21 protein-coding genes are annotated in these 19,109 nt (G+C 39.9%); 14 read left to right on the top strand and 7 right to left on the bottom strand.

All coding sequences use genetic code 11. The features are described from left to right. Positions 1 to 223: 223 nt before the first annotated feature. Positions 224 to 2,890, top strand: a complete 2,667-nt coding sequence (locus tag ACGHEH_RS20410) for a TonB-dependent receptor plug domain-containing protein (RefSeq protein ID WP_390449377.1) — start codon at positions 224 to 226, stop codon at positions 2,888 to 2,890. 67 nt (positions 2,891 to 2,957) lie between these two features. Here the strand turns inward: ACGHEH_RS20410 and ACGHEH_RS20405 are convergent, their stop codons facing one another. Then, positions 2,958 to 4,190, bottom strand: coding sequence for a glycerophosphodiester phosphodiesterase family protein (locus ACGHEH_RS20405; protein WP_390449238.1), 1,233 nt, complete (start codon positions 4,188 to 4,190; stop codon positions 2,958 to 2,960). A 382-nt stretch (positions 4,191 to 4,572) separates the two neighbouring features. Between ACGHEH_RS20405 and ACGHEH_RS20400 the strand changes: the two genes are divergently transcribed. Both ACGHEH_RS20400 and ACGHEH_RS20395 read left to right on the top strand, forming a co-directional pair. After that, positions 4,573 to 4,728 (top strand): hypothetical protein, encoded by a 156-nt coding sequence (locus ACGHEH_RS20400; RefSeq protein ID WP_390449236.1) that lies wholly within the window; start codon positions 4,573 to 4,575, stop codon positions 4,726 to 4,728. A 17-nt stretch (positions 4,729 to 4,745) separates the two neighbouring features. Then, positions 4,746 to 5,720, top strand: a complete 975-nt coding sequence (locus ACGHEH_RS20395; protein ID WP_390449233.1) for a S8 family serine peptidase — start codon at positions 4,746 to 4,748, stop codon at positions 5,718 to 5,720. A gap of 104 nt (positions 5,721 to 5,824) precedes the next feature. Here ACGHEH_RS20395 and ACGHEH_RS20390 read toward each other — a convergent pair whose 3' ends face one another. Then, a complete protein-coding gene (locus ACGHEH_RS20390; protein WP_390449230.1) occupies positions 5,825 to 6,364 on the bottom strand; it encodes a manganese efflux pump MntP family protein in 540 nt (179 codons plus the stop codon). A gap of 125 nt (positions 6,365 to 6,489) precedes the next feature. Here ACGHEH_RS20390 and ACGHEH_RS20385 point away from each other — a divergent pair, with 125 nt between their 5' ends. From ACGHEH_RS20385 to ACGHEH_RS20345, 9 genes are all read left to right on the top strand, one after another. Then, positions 6,490 to 7,311, top strand: a complete 822-nt coding sequence (locus tag ACGHEH_RS20385) for a hypothetical protein (RefSeq protein ID WP_390449228.1) — start codon at positions 6,490 to 6,492, stop codon at positions 7,309 to 7,311. A 177-nt stretch (positions 7,312 to 7,488) separates the two neighbouring features. Beyond that, entirely contained in the window at positions 7,489 to 7,731 is a 243-nt protein-coding gene (locus ACGHEH_RS20380; RefSeq protein WP_390449225.1) for a hypothetical protein, read from the top strand. A 63-nt stretch (positions 7,732 to 7,794) separates the two neighbouring features. Further along, on the top strand, positions 7,795 to 7,989 hold the full coding sequence (locus ACGHEH_RS20375; protein ID WP_390449374.1) for a TonB-dependent receptor plug domain-containing protein: 195 nt from the start codon (positions 7,795 to 7,797) through the stop codon (positions 7,987 to 7,989). A 233-nt stretch (positions 7,990 to 8,222) separates the two neighbouring features. Continuing rightward, positions 8,223 to 8,462, top strand: coding sequence for a hypothetical protein (locus tag ACGHEH_RS20370; RefSeq protein WP_390449222.1), 240 nt, complete (start codon positions 8,223 to 8,225; stop codon positions 8,460 to 8,462). Further along, a complete protein-coding gene (locus ACGHEH_RS20365) occupies positions 8,416 to 9,480 on the top strand; it encodes a TonB-dependent receptor plug domain-containing protein (protein WP_390449219.1) in 1,065 nt (354 codons plus the stop codon). Before ACGHEH_RS20370 ends, ACGHEH_RS20365 begins: the two co-directional genes overlap by 47 nt. Before the next feature lie 8 nt (positions 9,481 to 9,488). Further along, positions 9,489 to 9,827, top strand: coding sequence for a YfiR/HmsC family protein (locus ACGHEH_RS20360; RefSeq protein ID WP_390449217.1), 339 nt, complete (start codon positions 9,489 to 9,491; stop codon positions 9,825 to 9,827). 208 nt (positions 9,828 to 10,035) lie between these two features. Further along, positions 10,036 to 10,464 (top strand): hypothetical protein, encoded by a 429-nt coding sequence (locus ACGHEH_RS20355; RefSeq protein ID WP_390449215.1) that lies wholly within the window; start codon positions 10,036 to 10,038, stop codon positions 10,462 to 10,464. 12 nt (positions 10,465 to 10,476) lie between these two features. Next, positions 10,477 to 10,623 (top strand): hypothetical protein, encoded by a 147-nt coding sequence (locus ACGHEH_RS20350; protein ID WP_390449213.1) that lies wholly within the window; start codon positions 10,477 to 10,479, stop codon positions 10,621 to 10,623. A 437-nt stretch (positions 10,624 to 11,060) separates the two neighbouring features. After that, a complete protein-coding gene (locus tag ACGHEH_RS20345) occupies positions 11,061 to 11,381 on the top strand; it encodes a sensor histidine kinase (RefSeq protein WP_390449211.1) in 321 nt (106 codons plus the stop codon). Here the strand turns inward: ACGHEH_RS20345 and ACGHEH_RS20340 are convergent. Continuing rightward, complete coding sequence (locus tag ACGHEH_RS20340) at positions 11,378 to 11,767, bottom strand: hypothetical protein (protein ID WP_390449208.1); 390 nt, start codon at positions 11,765 to 11,767, stop codon at positions 11,378 to 11,380. The genes ACGHEH_RS20345 and ACGHEH_RS20340 overlap by 4 nt on opposite strands. A gap of 260 nt (positions 11,768 to 12,027) precedes the next feature. Here ACGHEH_RS20340 and ACGHEH_RS20335 point away from each other — a divergent pair, with 260 nt between their 5' ends. Both ACGHEH_RS20335 and ACGHEH_RS20330 read left to right on the top strand, forming a co-directional pair. Next, positions 12,028 to 14,472, top strand: a complete 2,445-nt coding sequence (locus tag ACGHEH_RS20335) for a TonB-dependent receptor (protein ID WP_390449371.1) — start codon at positions 12,028 to 12,030, stop codon at positions 14,470 to 14,472. Beyond that, positions 14,473 to 16,002 carry a tetratricopeptide repeat-containing sulfotransferase family protein gene (locus ACGHEH_RS20330; RefSeq protein WP_390449205.1) on the top strand — a complete coding sequence of 510 codons (1,530 nt, stop codon included), beginning with the start codon at positions 14,473 to 14,475 and terminating at the stop codon, positions 16,000 to 16,002. A 38-nt stretch (positions 16,003 to 16,040) separates the two neighbouring features. Here the strand turns inward: ACGHEH_RS20330 and ACGHEH_RS20325 are convergent, their stop codons facing one another. The 4 genes from ACGHEH_RS20325 to ACGHEH_RS20310 form a co-directional block, all read right to left on the bottom strand. Next, positions 16,041 to 16,247, bottom strand: a complete 207-nt coding sequence (locus tag ACGHEH_RS20325) for a hypothetical protein (RefSeq protein ID WP_390449202.1) — start codon at positions 16,245 to 16,247, stop codon at positions 16,041 to 16,043. 55 nt (positions 16,248 to 16,302) lie between these two features. Then, on the bottom strand, positions 16,303 to 16,746 hold the full coding sequence (locus tag ACGHEH_RS20320; RefSeq protein ID WP_390449199.1) for a DUF3291 domain-containing protein: 444 nt from the start codon (positions 16,744 to 16,746) through the stop codon (positions 16,303 to 16,305). Positions 16,747 to 17,092: 346 nt separating this feature from the next. After that, positions 17,093 to 17,956, bottom strand: coding sequence for a GNAT family N-acetyltransferase (locus tag ACGHEH_RS20315; protein WP_390449196.1), 864 nt, complete (start codon positions 17,954 to 17,956; stop codon positions 17,093 to 17,095). A 257-nt stretch (positions 17,957 to 18,213) separates the two neighbouring features. Continuing rightward, entirely contained in the window at positions 18,214 to 18,978 is a 765-nt protein-coding gene (locus ACGHEH_RS20310) for an alpha/beta hydrolase (protein ID WP_390449193.1), read from the bottom strand. Positions 18,979 to 19,109 lie beyond the last annotated feature (131 nt).

The raw sequence follows: 19,109 nt of genomic DNA, 5'->3' as shown, positions 1-19,109 counted from the left end.
AATTAATTCGCATTCGCAAATAATAAAAATTCAAGGGCATTGCAGTAAATTCAACAAGTTTCGGTTAGAAAAGTTTTTCAATAGAAACATATTGATGCATTTACAGATAAAAATTCTATTCCATTCATGTTATTAGTGTGTTAAAAAAATGTAGTCCAAAATAACGACAACAAAGATTAACAGGGAAAATATGAAAGTAATCAATAAACTATCTGCAGTAGCAATGGCTGTCATTGTTGCTAACTCACATTCAGCGCTTGCAAACACTGATGAAAATAAAGTAGAACGCATTGAAGTCACCGGCTCACATATTAAACGTACAGATATGGAAGGCCCTTCTCCAATTCAATCTCTTTCAGCAGCAGACTTAGCAGCAACTGGTTCAACTGACTTAATCGGTGCACTTCAAAAGCTACCTGTATCTGGTGCTGGCACATTCAGTACGCAAGGTAACTCGAGTGATGATACTGCCAACGGCGGTTCAAGTGTGGCACTTCGTGGTCTAGGCGCATCATCTACCTTGGTCTTAATTAATGGTCGCCGAGTCGCCGTTAGCCCATTTGCCAAAGACATCGAAACCTCTTTCGTTGATTTAAACACCATTCCTGTTTCAGCAGTAAAACGCATCGACATCCTAAAAGATGGTGCATCTGCGACTTATGGTTCTGACGCGGTTGCTGGTGTAATCAATATCATTATGCGTGACGACATTGATGGCTTTGAAGTTGCAGGCAAAATTTCAGATACCGCAGATGGTGGCGGTGAAGAGCAAAACTTTACCTTACTTTGGGGCTCTTCAAGTGATAAAGGCTATCACAATTTCTCTTTAGATTACTTCAAGCGCGGTGACGTTTTTTATGCCGACCGCGATTATGCATCGACCGCAGATCAACGTTTTCGTGGCGGTAACAACTCTTTAAGCTCGTCGGGTATTCCTGGCAGTATCGAAGCTTTTAAAGGCACGCGCACTGATTCACTAGGCAACACCTACACAGTGACTGATGCACAGTGGAATGGTTTACCAACCAAGAGCATTGCCGATGATGGTACACCAGTAAAACAAACCATTTTTGCAGATGTTTGGGGCAATGATAAATGTGATCCCGATTTAATCATTGGCGATATTTGTCGTTACGATTATGCGCCGCATATGAGTCTAGTGCCATCAACTGAGCGCATAAGCTTTAACTACAACGGCGTTCAAGAAATCACTGACGGCGTTGAAGGCTTTATGGAGTTTTCAGCTCAACATGCGTCAACCTTTATTCAAGGTGCGGGTAGCCCGAGCTTTACTGAATTGTTTATGAGCGGTGATAACCCGAATCACCCTTTAGCAAACGACGCTGATCATTTCTTACACGGCATGGACATTTCAATGCGTCGTCGTACTTATGATATTGGTAACCGTAAGAAAGACGTTGATTCTGAATACTACCGTGCTGTAATTGGTGCGCGCGGCACTTACAATGAATGGGACTGGGAAACAGCTTACTCTGCCATTCGTTCAAGCGCTGTAGAAAAAGGCTTTGATGGTTTCCCTAACAAATTGCGTGCTCAAGAAGCAATTAACACAGGTCGCTGGAATCCATTTGAACCAAGCACAAATACCGCTGAAGGGTTAGCTTTCATTGAAACCACAACAACCCGTTATGGTAGCTCTAGCATGCAATCATTTGATGCAACTATCTCAGGTGAGTTGTTTGAAATGTCTGAAGGTGCCGTTGCTGCTGCATTCGGTGTTGAGCACCGCTACGAAAAAATTGAAGACAATCCAGATAGCCAATACCTAAGAGGTGAAATTTTTGGTACTGAGGCAACACAAGCAAATGGTGATCGTGATAACACTGCGGTTTTTGCTGAATTCAACGTGCCTGTACTTGAAAATTTAGAGTTACAACTTGCTTTACGTTATGAAAACTACAGTGACTTTGGTAACACCACAGATCCTAAAATCGCATTCCGTTGGTCACCAAATGAAGACTTAGTTGTTCGTGGCTCTTGGGGCACGGCGTTCAGAGCCCCTTCTTTAGTTCAGTTACACTTAGGCCGTACTGATGAATCGCCAAGTGTTATCGATAAAGAGCGCTGTCAAATCACCAAGTCAGAACTTGATTGTGAACCTTATGAATACACAGCAGTTGTGGCTGGTAACAAAAACCTACAGCCAGAAACCTCTACCAACTACAACTTAGGTGTAGTTTGGCAAGCGACTGAAGACTTCTCAATTGGTGTTGATTACTGGAACTATGACCAAGAAGACTTAATCAAGAAAATTGGCGCGCAAAAGCTAGTTGATTGTTGTGGTACCGATCCTAAATTAGTTGTACGTGGCCCGAATGAAGGCAGTACACCTGGCCGTATTCAGACTATTTACGATACATTCGTGAACATTGGTGGTCGCGAAACGGATGGTTTTGATGTAAATCTCGCTTATAAACTTGATACCAGAGACATGGGTCTATTCAAGTTTGATTACAAGCTAAGCTATGCATTGAACTTTGAAGAGCAATCTTTTGAAAGTGACAAAGATGGTAATACCAGCATTGTTGCTGAAGATCTAAATGGCGAATATCAACATCCACAGTTCAGATGGACTGCCAGCATAGATTGGGAACTAGATGATGTACTGACGACCCTAAGTTTCAGTCACATTGACGAGTATAACGATTTGGCTGACGCAAATGGTAATAAATTCAAAATTGATTCTTGGACAACACTTGACGCATCTGTCAGCTATATGGGCTTTGATAATTTGGTCTTAACCGCTGGTGCTGCAAACCTCATGAATGAAGAAGCCCCTCAAGCACCTTCAGAATGGTCTGGTATAGACAATAAAACACACAGTGCTTTAGGTCGCCAAGTGTATGCTAAGTTTAAATATAACTTCTAATCCCTGAAAATTAGTTGTGCAAAGCCCCAAGGTTTCTTGGGGCTTTTTTATTACTAAATCTTAGTTACTACAACACCTGTTCGCGGCAGTTATCATAAAAAGTGGTTGTTGCTGGCCAATCGCTAAATACGCCGATAACGCCAACTTCACGAGCAAGAAAATCAAGCAACGTTAAAGTAAATCCATCATTATTCACGATACTTTTAACTGACTGATAATAAAATCCACCGCCATCTTTAAGTGGTCCAGAGCGCTCTAATGACCATGTTATTATTTTAAGACCCGCTTTTTTCGCCTCTATGGCATATGCCGACTGAGTCAAATTATTTTGTGCATCTAATGTCACCAACATCCATAGTGGTGGCGCAATAATATTCACTCCCATGGCTTTGAGTTCAGCCATTGAATGCTGCCAAGTACTTGGCTGCTCATGATTAAATCCAGGCAATTCATAACTATCGTCTAAATAAACAGCTTGCTCAGCATACTCTGGGTGTTTTGCTATCCAGTACTGTACATCTGAGAGTAAAAAAGACTGTGGGTAAAGTTCTGATGGCGAGATCCCTGCTTGTTTATATTCTGAGATAAGCTTGGCTGCATAGGCTTGTTGTGTAAAACCTTCAAATGGCATTTTTACTTGTGGGGTTTTAAGCTCCGGTGTCATTTTAACCCCAAGCTGTTTGAATAACTCAATACTTTGTTTATGGGTCATTAAAGTCCCAGAAGAGGCATACCAATCAGTTCTCCAATGAGGAGTACCTAGCATATATTCCTTAGCTGTTGCAGCATATTCATTAGCCCCATCCATTTTCCCTTCAAGCAGCAAAAACTCAGCTAAAGTGATATCTGATGTACAGCATTGTACTTGCGCTTTTTTATTTGCCGTTTTACTGCCGCCAACAAAGGGTATACGACACTTCTTTGCAAGTTCAGGCACTGCCAATATATTCGTTGTCGTATGCAAATCACATTGAGAATGTCGACACACCAAAGCTTTATCTTTGGTAAACGCCACATCACATTCCAAAATGCCAGCCCCCATTTTAGCCGCAGCCATATATGACTCTTTAGTATGCTCAGGAAATTGCATAGGGGCACCGCGATGACCTATTGAAAAGTCCGTCTTTTTAAAGCTCGAAGCTTCACACGCGCTAAGTCGCCTCTTTAACTCAGACTCTGGTAGCTGTTCAAGTAAATAGTATGGTCGCACACCGACTTGAACTTCCTCATTCGATAGTTTGGTTTGCTTGGCACTACACCCTGCTAGAAGTATTAAACCTAAACCTAGTAATCTCTTCATATAAGCTTTTTATTTGTTCACTTATAACAATTAAAACACCTAATAATGACAATAAAATGGATATCGTCACAAAATTCATCACAAAACGCTTGAATAAAACCATTACTTTTAACCATCTAAAAGTCTAAAAAAACCAAAACACCTACTCATGGGAATAATTTATTTAAATTAAAAAACATGGAAAATGCATAATACTTTCATGAAATAGAAATTTTGAGATATTTATATCTTAAAGTAGAAATTTCTACACAAACTATCCCCAACGAAATCCGATGAGTATTTTTTATTCAATTCTCACCTTAACAAAACCCCGTCACAATTTAACTTTTGAAACACCAAGCCAACAACTAATTAACTTGAAATATAAATAAAGGACAACAAGATGAATAAAACTCTGATCGCTGGTGCTGTTATCGCTGTGTGTGCAACACAAATGGTATCTGCTCAGCCAGCTACTTTCCAAAGGGCAAGTTTAGATTTAGAAGTAAACAACACCTGTATTGTTCGCTTCAACGATGACGCTCAAAGTTTGATGTAGAAGGTAAAGCGCGCGGCATGTTGGTTTCAAGTAATACCAAAGCAAAACATATTTATAAAAATGCCATTAAAGGCATGGCTGTCAACATGAGTTGTGATAAAGCAAAAGCAGCTTTTGCTAATAACGCTGATATTATGCGCTTTACACCTGATGATATGGTACACGCAAACCCGGCTAAAGCATTCAAAGGCAAGCCAGGTTCTGGTGACGGTAGCAATGGCCAAACAACGCCTTGGAGTGTAACTCGTTTGGGTGGTCCTGTAGATGGCAGCAACTACACAGCTTGGGTTTTAGATTCTGGTATCGACTTAGACCACGCCGACTTAAATGTTGTCAGTTCACGCGGTTTTAACGCATTCACGAAAGGCCGTGATGCAGGTGTGGACGATGGTAATGGTCACGGCACTCACGTAACGGGCACTATCGCAGCGTTAGACAACAACATTGACGTGGTCGGTGTTGCTACTGGTGCAAAAGTATTACCAATCAAAGTATTAGATTCTCGCGGTTCAGGTAGCTGGTCTGGCGTTTTAGCGGGTATCGACCACGTTGCAACAAATGCAAGTGCTGGTGATTGTGCAAACATGAGCTTAGGTGGTGGTTTTAACCAAGAACTAAACGATGCGGTAGAAAATGCTCCGCAGCGATCAGGTGCCTTCTTTGTGATTGCAGCAGGCAACGAAAGCCAGCATGCGTCTAATGTTTCTGCTGCAAGTGCTTCACACAACCGTGTATTCACAATCTCTGCAACTGATTCTAACGACCATTTTGCGAGTTTCTCAAACTATGGTAATCCACCAGTAGACTATGCAGCACCTGGTGTAAGCATTCTTTCAACACTTAGCGGTGGTGGTACAACGACGATGTCTGGTACTTCAATGGCTTCACCTGCAGCTTGTGCTGTTATCATGATGAGTAATGGTAATCCAAGTGTGGATGGCAAAGCGATTAACGATCCAGATGGCAATGCAAACAGCATTGTACACCTTTAACTAATTGCTATTTTGTGAGCTGTTCGTTGCTTAACTAATGCTCACACAAAACTCTTCATATCATTCAAAAAGGAGAAGCGGATCTTCTCCTTTTTGTTTAATTTCTAAAACAATAAAAACTTAAATCCAATCAAAATCAATACCACGCCACCGAGCAATTCAGCTTTGCTTTCTAACCACGTGCCAGACTTATTGCCAACCAAAACGCCTAAGTAACTGAACACTGCAGTAATTACACCAATGACTAAACAGGCTATAAAAGGGTTTACCGACATTAAGTTTAATGTAAACCCAGCTGCCATCGCATCAATACTGGTAGCAATAGCCAATAAACACATTACTTTTTGTGTTAACTGTTTAATTTCAGCCTTCTCCTCAGAGTCAACCCCTTCGTATACCATTTTTGCGCCAATTCCACAAAGTATTACAAATGCAATCGACTGTTTAAAACCACCTATCCAGCTCATTAAACCTGAACCACCCAAGTACCCAATTAGCGGCATCGCCCCCTGAAATACACCGAAATAAATCGCACACATCAAAGCAACTTTACGCAAACTATCTTGCTTTTTAGCGCCAAGTCCAACCGATACCGCAAAGGCGTCCATACTCAGCGCGACAGCCAATATAAATACTTCAAACATTCAACTTCACAACAATAAAAGTTCGGCCTCGCATATTAATTCGTTTTACTGAAGAGTAAAGCCACTTTATTCTTTGCACATTCTTAAATAGTTGATATGATTTGTAATAAAAAATGAAGATTTCTATGCTCAAATTTATCTTCGCATGCTTTACACTTTGCTTTTCAATCAATAGTCTGGCTGAAGCGCCAAAATATTTTAATAAAGTAATTAATGACGAATATATCTCAATATTAAAGCACTTTAAGCAAATGCTTCCCGCTACAAAATTAGAGCTTGCGTATTTACCTTCTTTTTACCCATTTGCCATAATGGATTTAAGAGCTACAAATTTTGAGAGCAATGAAGATAAACAGAGCTTTGCGAACTTTAACTATGGTGTTCTTGGCCGTGCCTATCTAAATATTAGTGAACAACAACAAATACAATTACTTAATACCGTCATTTGTAAACATGATAAATGTGAAAAACAACGTTTTGAAATCATTAACCCTTTTCTCGATAACGCCGAAACTGAACTGAGTAATTTAATAAAACAACGTGATATCGAAATCGTCCAGCAAACGTCAGAGGACGTGTTTCGCATCAATAATTCATTTTTTAGTCATGAAGAAGTGTTGCAATATTCACCTTCAAGAGCTGCCGGCTTTATACCGTCGGCTGAATTCAAAATAACTCCGCTTAACGAAGCGCCAGCAGACTTGTTACTTGCCTCTAAAACTCAAGTCCTCAGAAATACAATGACAGAATTCAAAGTTGCAGCCATAACCAGAGTTAACGGTAATAGTCTGAATATTATTTTTGGAGGGTTAGGAGACAATCACTGGGGCATAATGATGAATTACTTAGAAAAGCTACCTGAACCCGGTGAGTATAATCACCTAGGTCTAGAATATGAGATTATAAAAAAAATCAACCAAACTATGTTTTATTATCAAACAAATTAGGTCGAGTTGGTTAGACAACGGATCTGGAGAGCACACACAATTTTCGCCTTTTTATTACAATAAAAAAGTCTTAAAACATCTTAAATCTGCACAATGTAATAGTTTTACTATATTCCTTTTTTAATTCGCGTTATTAGGAGCTTTATGTAACTAAGCAGCAATGATGGGTTGCATTGTATGGGTGATTACTCAAAGGCGGTTATTTACCTCTTTTTTTGCGTTGCAATGTTTAATGCCTATGCAGAAATCAAAACTACTGAAACTAAGGCTGTTTATAGTTTATTACTGCAAGATTTACTTAATATAAAAATTGTCACCAGCACACTCACCAAAAAAGCCATTGCTGATATCCCCTCTCCCGTTGCGGTATTTACACGAGATACTAGAGTTTGTGCCGGGCTATCAAGTTACACGCTATAGTAATTACCCCTACGAGTACTCAGCATCCTCACGAGCACTGACCTTTGGCGCATCGAGTAAAAAATTCTATTTTTACTCGACGGCCATAAAATCTATGGCCCGCGCTCAGGTAATGCGGCTCATTTAGCTAAATTTGCTTTGGCACATATTGAACGACTTGAAATTATTCGCGGCCCTGGCTCTTCAATTTATGGCAGTAATGCATTTACTGGTGTTATCAATATCATTACAAAAAAACCGAAAAGTCGGTCAGTTTAGCAACGGGTAACAACATAGATTACGATCTTTTTGTAGCTAACTCCGGTGACTTTGACGGTTATAACTGGAATATTCAAGCAAATCCTATTGAAGCGTCAGATAGCGACTAAATAGTAAATAATACCTTTACTCAGCAACCTATACATACTCAAGACCCCTATGACTTAACGACATTACATGCCCAAGTACATAATCAAAACTGCACCTTTACCATACATTTTAGGCAGCTGGATATGAATGATTTTTATCATATTGCCCGAACCAGTAATGAGCATAACTTTTCACGCCATAGTGCTTTACTATTTTTGACTGAGCATCAATTTAACTTATTTGACAGTATTCAATCGCGTTTGCAGTTTGACTACTTACAAACCACGTTGAAGAATGGCAAACAAAGTCCCCTAAGTGGCGTGTTCAGTAAAATCAGTGAACCGAGCAGTGACGCCCCCCCTATTTGGCTATGGGGTATTTGAAGACTTTAGAGCAGCTCTTGCTTTGCATAACAACTGGCAAGCAACTCAAGAGTCGAGTGTGCAATTTGGCTTTGAATGGCAAATTAACAAAGAACAACGAGCCGAAGGATTTACCAATTACGACCTACCCGCATTGCTGAAGCAAAACTACCCTATTCAGCATTACCCTAATGTTGACTATAAAACACAAATTGGTGGTGAAACCTCTCAGCCTTTCATTGGCGCTTATGCGCAATATCAAACATCGTTCGCAAAGATAAATTGGGTTATCGGTGGCCGCTTTAATCGCTATCCAGATCTTAAAACGCAATTCACGCCAAGGCTTGGGGAAGTCTATCTAGCGAATAACCATTGGCAATACAAACTACTTTATAGCGAAGCCTTCAGAGCACCAGAGCTCAGTGAATTAACGTTATTTAGCGGCATCACTCGAAGTGGTAACGCCAACTTAGAAAGTGAATCTATAAAAACCACCGACTTCATCGCACAATTCACAGGCGAACAACTGCTATTTTCGGTTGATCTATTTTATAACCATTTTTCAGACCCCATTATCAATGGACTGGTGAGTGAGAATCTGGCAGGCCAAGTTAGTTCAACCGTTCAATATGGTCACGGCATAGAAACTGAGCTGGTTTGGGAGTTACACAACAATATCAAACTTAGAACAACAGCCACCTACTTCACAAAAAGACCTATTTCTGCGTTTAGAGATTCAAAAACTTTAGCAAGTATTCAGCTAGAGCATTCATTAAACAACTTAACCTATCAATTATCTGCAACTTATCGCTCCAAAAGAGAAACACCAACCTCAACAGAGCTGAATAACAAGATTGCTGGTTTTTGGTATCTCAGGGCATATCCTCATTATCAATTAAACCCTAAGCTATCCTTAAAATTTGGCATCAATAATTTACTCGATGATACGTTGTATAACCCTTCTACTGTATCAGCCCACCCTACCGGCATACCGTTAAAAGGTCGTAATGGTACGCTAGAGCTTACTTGGCAGTTTTAGGTATGAGTATGAAATATCTATTACTTTTAATATTCTGCATCGTGGTCATGCTAAGCAGCATTAACAGTAATACTGAAGACACTATCTCTGAACAAACCCTAAAATCAGCTTTTATTGGCCAATTTAGTCACTATATAAATTGGCCAAACAGGCCTCAGCAGTTGAATGTCGCATTCATGGGCAATGACGACCAATATTGGCAGGACCTTCAAAATATGGCGAACTCTGGGGCGTCTAAATACCCTTTAACATTAAGCCGCATTTCTAAAGCAGAACATGTGCTTTTAACAGGCGCACATAATTTAGTAATAGGACAAAGCTACAATAGATATATTTCTGGGGACTAATGCCTTGTTAGGCGACCGAGCAACATTGCTCTTCAGCGAATATGTCACTGATAACAAATTGATTGGCATTAACTTTTATAAAACCGACAAGCAAATGCTGTCTTTTAACCTTAACCGCTATAACTTGCTATATCAGTGACTCACAATCAGTAAAGATATTGTCTTACTCGGTGGTTCTGAGATTGATGTTGCTCATATGGTTAAAGAGATGACCGCTAAACTCTCTAATTCAGCTAAACAAATCGATAAGTTAAACAACCATATAAAAAACCAACAACAAACTATTACAAGTAAGCAAACTCAAATAGAACAAAAACAAGCGCAGATAAATAACCGAAACAAAGAGCTACTTCTACTCAGTGATAAAATCAAACAGACTCAGTTTGATCATGAAAAGCAATTAGACGACCTTGCAAGTCAACTGGCTCAGAAAGAGCACCTTCTTGAAGATAAACAAAATAAAGTGAGCGAGACTCAAAATGAGCTTGATAAAATGAACGAGCAAAGTCGCAAATTAACGGCACTTATTGATAAAAACCAACAATACATTGAACAACAAACTCAAAAATTAAATCGTTTATCAAATGACCTCAAAGAAAAAGAACAAGCGTTGCAGGTCAAAGAAAAACAAGTATAACAAACCACCAATGTGCTATTTATTAGCCTAGGCGCATTGTTAGCTTTTGCTGTGCTTGCGGCAAACCTATGGTATTTATCTAAACGTAAACAAGCCCTAAACAAGCTACTAGAAGCACATAACGAAGAGCTACAAAACATCAACCAGCAGCTTATATAAACGCAAAAGCAACTCGTTGAATCAGAAAAAATGGCGTCACTTGCTGGTTTAGTGGCGGGGTTGCACACGAAGTTAACACACCATTAGGGGCCGCAATTACAGCCGTCACCCACCTAAGCGCGATTTCAACAGAGATCTATTCTGATTTCAAAGATAAAAAACTATCAAGCCAAAAATTTGAACGCATTCTTGAAGAGCAGTTACAAGCAACCGATATCATTTTCAAAAATTTGTGTCGCTCTGCAGATCTGATCAAAAGTTTTAAGCAAGTGTCTGCTGACCAAGTATCTGAAGCAGCCTGAGAGTTTGAAATAGGAGATTATCTATACGAAATCATCACGAGTTTAAAACATGAGCTTAAACGCGCCCAAGTTGATGTTTCTATTCGCTGTGATTTTCAAAAACGTATTTACACTTATCCCAGCGTTTTTTCTCAGGTGATCACCAACCTTGTCATTAATTCACTTATTCATGGCTTTAAATCTCAACAAGCTGGGCACATCCAACTCGAAGTAAAACAAGACAACGGAAACCTTTTCATTCACTATCAAGATAATGGGTGCGGAATAAACAAGAAGGATATAGATAAAATTTTCGACCCATTCTTCACCACAAACCGAAATTCAGGCTCGACAGGATTGGGCTTGAGTATTTGCTTTAACTTAATCACCCAAAAAATGCAGGGGAATATCACCTGCTTAGAAAGTGAAAGCGGCGCATACTTTGAGCTGTCTTTTCCTTTTACCATTCAAACCTAACCAAAACTGGCCCAAAATAAACAAACACTAAATGCTATCGAGCTTATGCCTGTTAAAAAGAGATATTTAAGCGCAGGCGGCACAAACCGCTGTGCAAATTGACGATGTTTTTGCCAGGGTATCACTAACAATCCAAGAGTTGTCCCTATCAAAACCCAGCCAAATACACTAAATACGAGCGCCCATTTCATATTCGCAGCATTAAAAATTAAAGCCATACCTGCCACCAAACGACAAGCCATTTCTGTAAAGTTGGCTTTCGGTGATTGAGCGAATGCGAGCAAGAACGTTTTTACACGCTCAGGTTTAATCAAAGCCAAGAAACCAAATGCGATAAAATATCCACTCAAAAGTGCAACTATCCATTGCGCCAAGTCACTCATCATTTTAATCCTGCATGTTACTTTTTTTAAAGCCTGCTAAACGAACATCAATCAGTTTCTAAAAAAGAGAAAAACGTTAACTTTGTAAATAGTTAAATAATAATTAGAAAATAAAGCAAAAAGAAAAAGAAAACTTAATAAAAAACCAAAAAAATTGAATATTAATTCTTTATTTTTGAATAAACATGAGTAGAATCACCATTCTCACAATGACGTTCAAATTAACTATGAGGTTTTACGTGTTCTCGCTTTTTCGTCCTTCAATGATTGCCCTTGCAGTCTCTACTGCGGTTTTACCAAGCACATTCGCAAACGCGCAAACTCAGCCTAATACTGAGTTAAAAGCGCAACTTTCTAAAGAAATTGAGACCATTCAGGTAACGGCAACGCGACGAAAAGGCACTGTACAAGAAGCACCACTCAATATTACAGCGGTCGACAATGATGTGATGAAGCAGCAAAACATCACTGATCTTGAATCTGTATCACGCTGGGTGCCGGGTTTAACCATTACCGATCAGGGCGGCCGTGAAAGCTCTCCTATCATTGTTCGTGGTTTGAATACAAATTCATCTGAGCGCGCCTCTGACTCTGGTACGGTTGCCACTTATTTAGGTGAAATTCCACTCAGTGTTAATCTGCGTTTAACCGATATTGAACGAGTAGAGGTGCTGATTGGCCCGCAAGGTACGCTTTATGGCGCGGGTACATTAGGCGGTGCTATTCGCTACATGCTAAAAGCGCCAGAGCTTGATTACACTGAAGTACAAGTGAGCGGTGATGTGTTTGCCCTATCTGAAAGCGACGGCCAAGGCGGCGAGTTTGGTGCGGTTTTAAACCTGCCATTGGTTGAAGATACACTAGCACTGAGAACGAGCTTTAATCATTACACCAACCCAGGTTATATCGATTACAACTATGTTGTTAAAACACCGGGTGTTAGCAAGCCAGATATTGACTGGAACAACTCAGAAGAAGTCGCACAAAACATCACACAACATAAAGACGCCAATGACGAAAGCATTACCACAGCGCGCATTTCTCTTCGTTATCAGCCATCTGATGTGTTTGAAGCGACGCTAAACTACTTTTATCAAAAACAAGAAAACGGCGCGAACAGCATTAGCCAATATCAAAGTTTGGCGAGCAGCAATCCGCTTGTTGACAAAGTCGGTAAGTACGAGTCGGCATATCGTGTATTAGAGCCAAATACCCAAAAAGATGAGCTACTCAGCCTTGAATTAAAAGTAGATTTAGACTTTGCAGAGCTCGTTTCTGCTACGGGTTTAACAGACTACGAACAAGTGGGTCAACGTGACCAAACCGATCTGCTTTATGATATTTGGCCGGGCTACGCTGACTTCCCTAGTTTTACGGCATTAACTGACGACACCAGTGAAGTGAAAAACCTCACACAAGAAATTCGTTTAGTGTCGAAAACCGACACAGCACTTAATTGGATCGCTGGTGTCTATTACAACAAAACCGAAGGCAATTCAGACGATCGTGAATATACGCCGGGCCTTAGCGATTTTTGGGGCGGCGATATTACCAATATCGAAAAAGACTTAGAGTATTTAGCACTCGGTGAATACAACAATAAAGAGCAAGCTATTTTTGGTGAAGTTGGCTATGCGTTTAGCGATAAACTAAACGCCACTGTCGGTGCGCGCTTTTATGAATATGAAGTAAAGTCGCTGTCTGGTGCTGTTACACCGCTATATTCAGGTGATATTAGCAACATCAATCAAGTACCAATGGAACTGGTTGAAGCCAGAGACAACGGGTCGTTATTTAAGTTTAATGTAGATTATAAGTGGGACAACAACATCATGACCTACTTCACTATCAGCGAAGGCTTTAGATTAGGTGGCGGTAATGGCGTAATGTCATGCCCTGACGTATTGCCTGATCAACAGATAATCTGTGCGTTGCCACACGAAGTTGATTACAAGCCAGATACCACCACTAACTATGAGTTAGGTTTAAAATCGACTTGGTTTAAGAACAAGCTACATTTGAACATCGCAGCCTTTAATGTGCTGTGGAATGATGCACAAATTCAAGCAACCACGGTTAACGGTAAAGCCATTATTACGTCAAATGCCGGTGAAGCTCAGAGTAAAGGTATTGAATTTGCGACTCGCGCAATATTAACCGATAACGTAAGTACTTATTTAACTTATTCATATGCCGATGCAAAATTAACGCAAGACGCGCCTGCACTGTTTGCGGTTTTCTCTGAAGACGACTACAGCAGCGAAGAAATCGCCAAATATCAACCTTACTACGATGGTGAAAAAGGCGATAGATTACCGGGGGCGCCTAAACATCAGTTGTCATTTGGCGTAACCTACAATACCGACGTATTGGAAGACAAACTGCTGACTATAAACTATGGGTTAACAGCACAAAGTGATGTGATCACAAAAGTAGGTTTAAAAGCTGACGGTGAAACTTTAGCGGGTTACGCTATGAGTAATTTAAGCTTTAGACTTGCCGGTGAAGCTTGGTCAACGACCCTATACGTGAACAACTTATTCGATAAATACGCACAAACCTCGGTGCGTCGTGATAAGTCTTGGGCGGGCGAAGGTAAATATCCAGAGCTTTCAAAATCACTACCCCAGTTACAACGTGTTTATGGACACTATGTGACCACACCTCGTACTATTGGTCTTAAATTCGACTACCAGTTTGAGTTATAAATGACCTTAGCCAGTCAAGTAAAACAATACCTTACAAAGGGCGCGCTCACCAAAGCGCACCCTTTATTGGTGTCTTGGTTACAGCAAGAACCCCACAACCCTCAGGCTTGGTGCTTTCTGGCTGAACTCAATTTACTCGCTGGCGATAAAAGCAAAGCGCTTAAAATTATTAGCAAAGCACTGAGTTTAGCGCCATCATTACCGATTACACTTCAGCTTGCGAAAACGGCATTGTTGGCGGGCGATCATCAACAATGCGAGAATACACTCAAAGGCTTAACCTTAGATACCGCACACCCACTTTCAGCCTCAGCAATAGAGCTAGATTTGGCCGCTAATTTATGGCTTCGCCTAAACCAACCATATCGCGCACTCAGTTTATTCGAGCAAGCCCATTCACTTGATGAATTGAACACAAACATTAGTTTAAATTACGCGATATGCTTAAAAATGGCAGGCAAAATACCAGAAGCTGAAAGGTTATTTGAGTCTATGATAAAACAACAGCCTTCACACGAATTGGCGCATTTATCACTCGCTGAGCTCAAAGCTGACAAATCGAGTGCCATTCCCGTTTTGTTAGAAAAGGCCCTCGAACAGAAGCCTCAAAGCCAATATTTAAACCATGCCAAAGCCTTATATATAGAAGCACAAAAAGATTACAAAGCCGCATGGCATAACTTTGAATTAAGTAAACAAAAACCTGCAAAAAGCGTTCAGTTTGACGCAAACGCCCACCAGCAGTTTTGTTTAAATCGTATTCAAAGCTCTATTAGTGAAAAGCTTGATGCGTTTATTACAAATACGTCCAAAACTGGTAACCAAGGCATTTCCCCTATTTTTATTGTTGGCATGCCCCGCTCTGGCACCAGCTTGTTAGAGCAGCTTTTAGCAACGCAACCACAACTCAAAGGACTCGGCGAATTGAGTTTTTTACCTCAATTACTAAACATCAAAACGGGGTTTTATAAACAAATAGAATCAACCCTTTCGGATACCCCTGAGTTACTACTTAAGCAATATAGCCAGCTACTTAACCAAGACAACACGCAAACAGACTTGCGACAAAACAATATAAGAGGTATAGATAAGCAACCGTTTAACCTCTACTTCGTCGACGTGATTTTAAAACTGTTTCCCAATGCAAAAATCATTTGGCTAGTGCGTAATAGATTCGATACCTGTGTTGGTAACTTTAGACAAGCCTATCAAGTAAACAGCCCTTTTCATCATTACAGTTTTGATTGGCAACATATCAACGCTTTTTACGACAACTTTATTAAGCTAGGTACCCATTGGCAGCAAGTATTTAGCGAAAGCTTTAAGCGTATCGACTATGAAAACTTAGTGAGTGAGCCACACTCTCAGCTTTCTGAGTTATTCAAGTTTCTAAATATCGAAGCTAAGGGCGATCCTCTTAAATTTCATAAGCAAAATTACTTTTCGGCAACCGCCAGCAAGCTGCAATTAAGACAGCCTCTGAACACACGCTCCATCAAAAAGTTTAAAGGGATTTATCCTATAAACTGAGACATTTGTTTTTATTAACATAAAAACAAATGTCTTCACTATTTACCCAGTTTAGATCTAAGCTTTTCTGGATCTAAATATAACTCAATATAACCACAATCAAGACATGCTTTAGCTTTTTCCACATTCAACTCAAACGATGGTTGTTCTTGATTTAAAGACTTGTATCCAAACAGGTACTTTAGAGGGATTGGCATTCTCCCAATATCCATTTCTCCATTACATTTAGGGCACTTTTCAATCATTAAAACTTCCTTCTTTTAAACACAATCTTCCTAAAAGAGTTTAACTATTTTCTTTTTATAAATCATCAGGCGTGAAATTGGCTTTAAAAGTAAACGCATAAGGCGAGTCACCATGCTCTCTTAAATATTGTAAACGCGCTTTTGCTTCTTCGGCAGTGGGAATGTGCCCCTCTTCAATCCACCATAATACATAAGAGTCTTCATTTAGCTTTTCAAACCACTCGCCTTTACGTCGCATAAAATCACGGTGATGGGTGCGAAACATAAAATCTTTAAGGGAGTCTGGACTTGTCCATACTGACATATTGATTAACAAACTCGCGTCATCAAACGCTTGAATGCTCGTCGCATCTCCCGATTCATCTTTCAAGCGCCAAACAAAGCCTTCGCTTTGTTCCGCGGTGGCATTTACCACATCGAGATTATCAACAAAGTCTTTAATTTCTGGGGCATCTAAAGGATATTTAGCGCGGGCTATATTCAATTGTGCTAAATGCATGACTCTCTCCATAAAAAAATAAAAGGCTAAGTTGCATAGCAATCAAACCCGCTCAACAACTTGGTTATCTTCTTAATTGATATGGTCATAATGCTTTAGTTCAATGTTTAAACAACAACTTTTTTAAAATAAGCAATAAGTCCCTTGCTCAAACACGCTAGCACAACAATTTTTTCCTATACCGTAAATAGATCTTCAGTGTATTGGGAAGTTATAACTAAAAGAGGCAAAGTTTACATTTAGACGTTTAATAATGTGGTTCTGGTGATTAAGAATTAATGTTGAAAAATAAGAGCAATCAGAGGGCACACTATCTTCAATCGCCCCAAGATTGCTAAACCCTTCTCTAACCAATTTCAAATGAGGTAATACCGTAAGTTCTCTGAAGCTGAATTTCAGGCTGGGTTTGCGTATACATTCTGGCAGTTTCAAAACATTGCCTCATTGCAAACTGCTCAGCCAATTTAACCGCATCATCATTAACTTGGGGCACATCTAGGAATATATCGTCATTTTCAGATACATGACAAATTAGCTGCAGATAAAGTGCACTAGCAATATCAGCCGAATCTGCGAACAGAGGGCCAATTTTATAACCCGACGCACACTGGCGAATTGCACCTATACCTATAAGTTCGCCATTTTCAACGTAACCTAAAGCCACGCTATCACTTTGCGTGATCCAGCCTTTTAGAAACGCGTGTCTATCTGCTGGAAAAAATGCAGCACAATACTTTTTAATGTCGTTAAACTCAAGTGACGATAAAGGCTTAATATTTTCTGCATCAACTTGTTCTATGCTTTCAATAACACCACCTTTTCGAACAAAGCGAATATTACGATGAGCCAACTTAAACCCTGACTTTTTATAGTTATCTTGTTGATCAACTACGCCATCCAAACCGACATTACAACCATCTAAATGTGTGAGCGCTTGTTGCCAAAGTTGATAACCATAGCCTTGACCGCGATATTCAGATTTGACGATATAAAACCCTAGAAAGCCAAAGTCATCATTGTATTTCACCACTGAAATACTCGCTATCGGTTCATCGCCTAAATAGCCCATGTAAAAGCTACAGGTATCTACTTGATAATACAGCTTCGCATCATGTAACCCTGGGTTCCAACCCTCATCTTCAGCCCACTTTGTGGCGAGCTTAACACCTTCAAAGCTTGCGACTTTTATCAAGAACTTTTGCTCTGACATTGTTTTTCCTTCGCTTTATGCGTTAATTACGTTTCATTACTTACAAAGGGTCTATACGACTGGTTTTATACCAACCCTCAATAATACTCAATCATTTTGAGGGACTAAAACTGACGCTAACTTCGTTGAAAATTTCTTATTTAGAACAACTAAATAGCAAAATTTCCGCCTTGCCTACATGGCTGTAGGTACCTCAGCGATAGCAGGAGGCATGAGCGACGTTATCGACAAGTTTTCCTTGCCTAAAAATAAATCGCTTAATTAAGAGGATGGATATCATTCGCAAGCTGAGCACAACTATTTTCTTCTAAGAAACCCACTATCAAAGCGTTTATTTTGGTTTTGAGCCATTCAGGTCCATTATCTTCCATATCATTGTGGCGCGATTTCGTTATTGTCACCACGCAGCTACCAAACTTTTGCTGCTCACTGACTGTAGGTAAAACCCCCTTGTCGGCAGGAAAGTCACTGGCTCTAATAGATAACACTTTGACATCGTCTCTTCTAGGCAGAGGTACGCGGCGATGATCTAGGGTAATAATATCTTGAATATAGTCTTTGCCTTCATTAGCAAGCCAGGCTGAGATATCACCACCGTTCGAATGTCCAACTAAAGTTAGATTATCGAAGTCATAGTTTTTAAAACGCGGTTTCAAATTATTACGAATAAAATCAAGGGTGACTGCACCTCGAGACCAATTTTCACTGCGCGTTTCATATAGATTACCTGACACAGACAAAGGCGGATCGTTTGGTAACTCATGGCCAATTGCCACAACCATATGGCCTCTTTGTTTTAATAAATTGGCAATGAATTGATAATTTAGATGTGATACGCCATATCCCGCACTTATGAAAGCAACGGAGCAAGGTGACTGAGCTTTACATGCGCCAGTTTGAGCTGGATGTGAAATTTCAATGGGGATGTAACGATCGCGAGATTTATCAAAAATTACATCAGCTTGCACTGTAAAGTTTATACCCGCCCACAACAGTAAAAACCCTCTCATCAAATACTTCATGAATTTAATTAATCCTTATTCTTATACTCATTACTTAGCTATTTCAGTACATAATATATGTAATATCATGTTTTTAATAATTAAATTTCAAAATCACCTTATTTGAAGAAAGTTGAAATCTAAACCCCCCC

It is taken from the genome of Pseudoalteromonas sp. MTN2-4, from assembly GCF_042848605.1.
In the GTDB taxonomy this organism is placed as follows: Bacteria; Pseudomonadota; Gammaproteobacteria; order Enterobacterales; family Alteromonadaceae; genus Pseudoalteromonas.
This window is presented reverse-complemented; position numbering and strand designations above follow the sequence as displayed.